At 49.5% G+C, this 459-nt stretch carries 1 protein-coding gene; it reads left to right on the top strand.

Going from position 1 to position 459, the window contains the following annotated elements:
- The first annotated feature begins 72 nt into the window (after positions 1-72).
- Positions 73-453 carry a hypothetical protein gene (locus ACQRAX_RS25585; protein WP_412041574.1) on the top strand — a complete coding sequence of 127 codons (381 nt, stop codon included), beginning with the start codon at positions 73-75 and terminating at the stop codon, positions 451-453.
- Positions 454-459 lie beyond the last annotated feature (6 nt).

Here is a 459-nt window from a genome sequence, read left to right as displayed (position 1 = left end):
AGGCCTTTTTTGTCCCCGGGTGTGCCTTTTATTAAGGCGAAAGTTAACGTGCCGCTCAGTACAGATTAATGGTTGAGTGTTGGTGGCAATTGGCCCCGTTTCTCGATGGCAACTGGGTCGATTCAACGCTGCTTGGAACGTTGCCGGAAGGACCAAGAAATAGAATCTATCCAGCGGATTATACTTACTCCTCGCAAGAGCAATACCAGACTTTGGAAAGTCTGGGCCGATAGTCACGCGGCCAGTCCGGTTCTTGAACTGGAGGTTAAATATCCGGCTGGCGTGTGGCAGCGAAGCGATCGCCGTGGATACATGTTTCGGCTGGCCCTGGAATGGACAACGAATGAAGCCGACCGGCCCAACACTGCATTTAATAGTGAGCTGATGGAGAAAGATGGCATCGTGCTGGCCAATAAAAATACCAAACTCTTAAAGCTGGATGTTCCAGATTAAACTAAT

Origin of the sequence: Pseudomonas sp. UM16 (assembly GCF_050312595.1) — a bacterium.
GTDB lineage: Bacteria > Pseudomonadota > Gammaproteobacteria > Pseudomonadales > Pseudomonadaceae > Aquipseudomonas.
Note: the sequence above shows the minus strand (reverse complement) of the source record. Positions and strands in the feature narration are given on the sequence as shown.